The organism is Rhizobium sp. 01N447_2, assembly GCF_056399245.1.
Window position 1 is genome coordinate 1 of record NZ_JBFTQY010000156.1, and the last position, 3,046, is coordinate 3,046.

The 3,046-nt window shown below is 59.8% G+C and carries 5 protein-coding genes and 1 pseudogene; 4 read left to right on the forward strand and 2 right to left on the reverse strand.

All coding sequences use genetic code 11. The features are described from left to right. Positions 1-2: 2 nt before the first annotated feature. From AC1ECN_RS38410 to AC1ECN_RS38425, 4 genes and pseudogenes are all read left to right on the forward strand, one after another. On the forward strand, positions 3-293 hold the full coding sequence (locus tag AC1ECN_RS38410) for a hypothetical protein (protein WP_222333990.1): 291 nt from the start codon (positions 3-5) through the stop codon (positions 291-293). Between the two features lie 240 nt (positions 294-533). After that, positions 534-1,010 (forward strand): Hsp20 family protein, encoded by a 477-nt coding sequence (locus AC1ECN_RS38415; RefSeq protein ID WP_222333992.1) that lies wholly within the window; start codon positions 534-536, stop codon positions 1,008-1,010. Positions 1,011-1,084: 74 nt separating this feature from the next. Beyond that, positions 1,085-1,384: a DUF982 domain-containing protein gene (locus AC1ECN_RS38420; protein WP_222333994.1), complete on the forward strand. Its 300-nt coding sequence runs from the start codon at positions 1,085-1,087 to the stop codon at positions 1,382-1,384. Positions 1,385-1,392: 8 nt separating this feature from the next. Beyond that, positions 1,393-1,671, forward strand: a pseudogene (locus tag AC1ECN_RS38425) (hypothetical protein). A gap of 123 nt (positions 1,672-1,794) precedes the next feature. On the opposite strand, the gene AC1ECN_RS38430 reads toward AC1ECN_RS38425, so the two are convergent. Next, positions 1,795-2,568, reverse strand: coding sequence for an SOS response-associated peptidase family protein (locus AC1ECN_RS38430; protein ID WP_477956038.1), 774 nt, complete (start codon positions 2,566-2,568; stop codon positions 1,795-1,797). A 61-nt stretch (positions 2,569-2,629) separates the two neighbouring features. Beyond that, positions 2,630-3,046: ATP dependent DNA ligase (locus AC1ECN_RS38435; protein WP_477956040.1), on the reverse strand; the 417-nt coding region annotated here is incomplete at its 5' end.

The window sequence follows — 3,046 nt, forward strand, 5'->3', positions numbered from 1 at the left end:
ACATGGAAGAGAGCATCAATATCATCCGAAGCGCCAGCATACCGGAACGGGAAGAGATCATCACGGATTTCGCCCGGTGGCTCGAGACGGCCTCACAAGAGGCACTGGTCTACGGCGAAGGGCGCTTCGCTGTGATGTCTGCGAATATGGCACAGGCAATCCGCGTCAATGCTGACGAACTTGCCCGTGACAACCCCGAAGCCGCCGAGCAGGTACTGCAGCGGGCCTGTGCGATGATATCGCAATTCAAGGCGGCTTATCCGCATCGCGTTATCAGCCGATCKGTACACTAACCAAACGAAGAGAGACTGGGATCGTGGCGGCGGCGTCCGTTGGCAGCCACGAGGCTGGCTGTCAGCTTGGTGACCTCGGAGGCCGCGCGACAAGACCGTTATTTTTTTCTGCAGAGGCTCTTGAATCCAAAGTTCCTCAAAACCAAATCGATGCCGCCAGCCGCTAAGGAAGGGCTGGCCTTGCTGGAGGCGCCGTCTTTCGGCGCTTCGGTACCATGTTGCTTCAAGGAGGATATGGCTATGGCAACATCTTACGACTATGCACCGCTCTACCGTTCGAGCGTCGGGTTCGACCGGGTCTTTCATCTTCTCGAAAACGCCCAGCGCGCCCGCTCGATCAGCGACTGGCCGCCCTATGACATCATCAAGAGCGGGGATGACAGCTATCGGATTTCGATCGCGGTGGCGGGCTTCACCCAAAACGATCTCGACATCACCTTCCAGTCCAATCTGCTGACTGTCACCGGCAAGAAGCAGGAGGCGGCCACTGACGGGTACCTGCATCGCGGCATTGCCGGCCGACCGTTCGAACACCGGTTCGAGCTTGCCGACCATGTCAGGGTGAACGGAGCCAATCTCAGCAATGGTCTGCTGTCGATCGATCTCGTGCGCGAGATCCCAGAGGCCCTTAAACCGCGCAAGATCTCGATCCAGAGCGAGCCTGCCTTGCAGCATTCGACTCCTCCGGTGCAGATCGAAGCGCAGAAGGCGGCTTAATAGACAATGTCCGCTCAACATGGGCGCCGTGGCGACGGCGCCCATCAACATTCCGGGTTGGGAAGGAGAGAGCAATGAAACCCGATATGTTCAGACAGCCCGTTTCCATTCTTGTCGGCCTGGGCTTTCCGGCCGAGGTTCGCAGCGTGATGGATGCCTATCGACATCTCGTCGAGTGGCCGGCGTCAAACCGGGATACCGCGCACTCGGTGGCGCTCAAGGCATGCGGTGCCGCGCTGCGTGGTGAGATCGAAGCGGAAACCGCGCGCGGCCTGTTTGCCGCCTTTGCCGAAAAACACGATCTGCTGGCGCCCGAAACCGACGCGATCGCCGCGTCTTGGCGGCGGCGCGACCGGGACCCGCATGTGCGATGAGGAGACGGATGATGCACGAGACATTGCAGCAGGCCGCCGACAATGCGATGGCGATGGGACCAACGGTTCTGCTTCAAGGCATGCAGCTTCGACGGCCAATCGACGTGGTGAGAGCGCCGGTGCTTTCCGTCGATGATAGGCGCACGATCCTCGCGGCATGGGCGTCCGACCTATAGGCCATCGATTCGAAACCGGCGCTCCGTCAACTACCCGGTACACCGGAGCCAGTCTCGATCGATGACGTGCAGTCTGCCCTCGAGGAACTCGATCGGCGCTATGGCATTTGACGAAGTGCCGTGAGATATCCGGGTCCGACCTGGTGGCCGGATTTGCTTTCGACGAGAACCAGTCCGGTGCTCATCCGGCTGGGAGACGCTGCCCGAATTTTCTCCCACTCAAATCCCGATGCGTCAAAGCAGACTGCCCTGTTCCACCGGTTCTCCGGATTTCGAGACAATCGTGGAGCCGTATGGTTCGCGGGACGAGATGATCAGCGCATCATTTGGTAATGGACGGGCCAGTTCCTTGGCCTCCTCCCATGGTGCCCGCATCCAGACGTCGGTCTCTTCCTTGGTCAGCAACAGGACCGGCATGGCCTTCTCATGGATCGGCTTTACCAGGTCATTGGGATCCGTGGTCAAGAAGCCATAGAGGTCGTCGGTGGTCAGGCCGTCCCTGACCTTTCGGACGCTCTGCCATTGCGGCACATGGAGACCGGCAAAGAACATCAGCGACTTCTCCTCGTCGCGGGCGAACCAGGCATTCGGAACGTTTCCGCCGACCACCTGGCTAGCCGGATCCGGTTCCGCGAAACTGGTGACCGGGACGAGGCATCTGTTTTCGACGCCAAACCATCGCTTCCAGTGCGGAAAACTGAGCTTACGCACGTTGGTCGTGCCGCGGTCGGCCTCCATGCGGATCAGTTCTTCTAGATCGAACGGCTTGCCTTTCGCCGCAAGTTTCTCGRCCTTGGCTTTGGCTGCCTTCTCAAGGGCGAAGCGCGGCGAGGGCAGTCCCCAGCGCGCATGGACCAGTTGCTTCTTTCCATCGGTGGTGTTGCGGACGATCGGCCCCATCTGATCGGGGTTCATCTGATAAGCCGGCATCAGGTTGATCAGGCTTTCAGCGTCCTGGGCCCACTTCGCGACCCAGTCCCTGTCTTCCATGCGATAAAGGTTGCACATGCTAGATATCCACTCCGCCGAGCTCGAATGGTGATCAATCTAGCGTATGGCGCTGGTTTCGCTAGTCGAGCCGGAAGACGTCGGCATTATCCTGGCGTTCTCGCAAGCCTTTGTAGGACGAATGGCGGAGTTTACCGTCTATCGTCCAGGCGCGAAACTCGATGTCGGCGATCAAGGTCGGCTCGACCCAGACAACATCGGCACTTCCGGAATAAGGAATGGGCGGCTGCTTTCGCTTCCATCGCAGCGTGTCCAGCATCTTCCGCAGCCTGATGATCTCGGCTTGCCTGAAGCCCGTGCCGACGCTTCCGACGTGGACGAGATCGGTATCGCGGTAGGCGGCGAGCACCAACGAGCCGAAGCCGGCAGGGGATGCCGACGATCTCTCATAGCCGACGATGAAGAACGCCTCGCTGTGGACGCATTTGACTTTCACCCAATCCCCGGTCCGGCCGGAACGATAGGGCTGATCGAGGTG

What these genes read in the sequence shown, in the direction of transcription:
- AC1ECN_RS38415 (WP_222333992.1), top strand. Translation starts at nt 534, where the DNA reads ATGGCAACATCTTACGACTATGCACCGCTCTACCGTTCGAGCGTCGGG.
- AC1ECN_RS38420 (WP_222333994.1), top strand. Translation starts at nt 1,085, where the DNA reads ATGAAACCCGATATGTTCAGACAGCCCGTTTCCATTCTTGTCGGCCTG.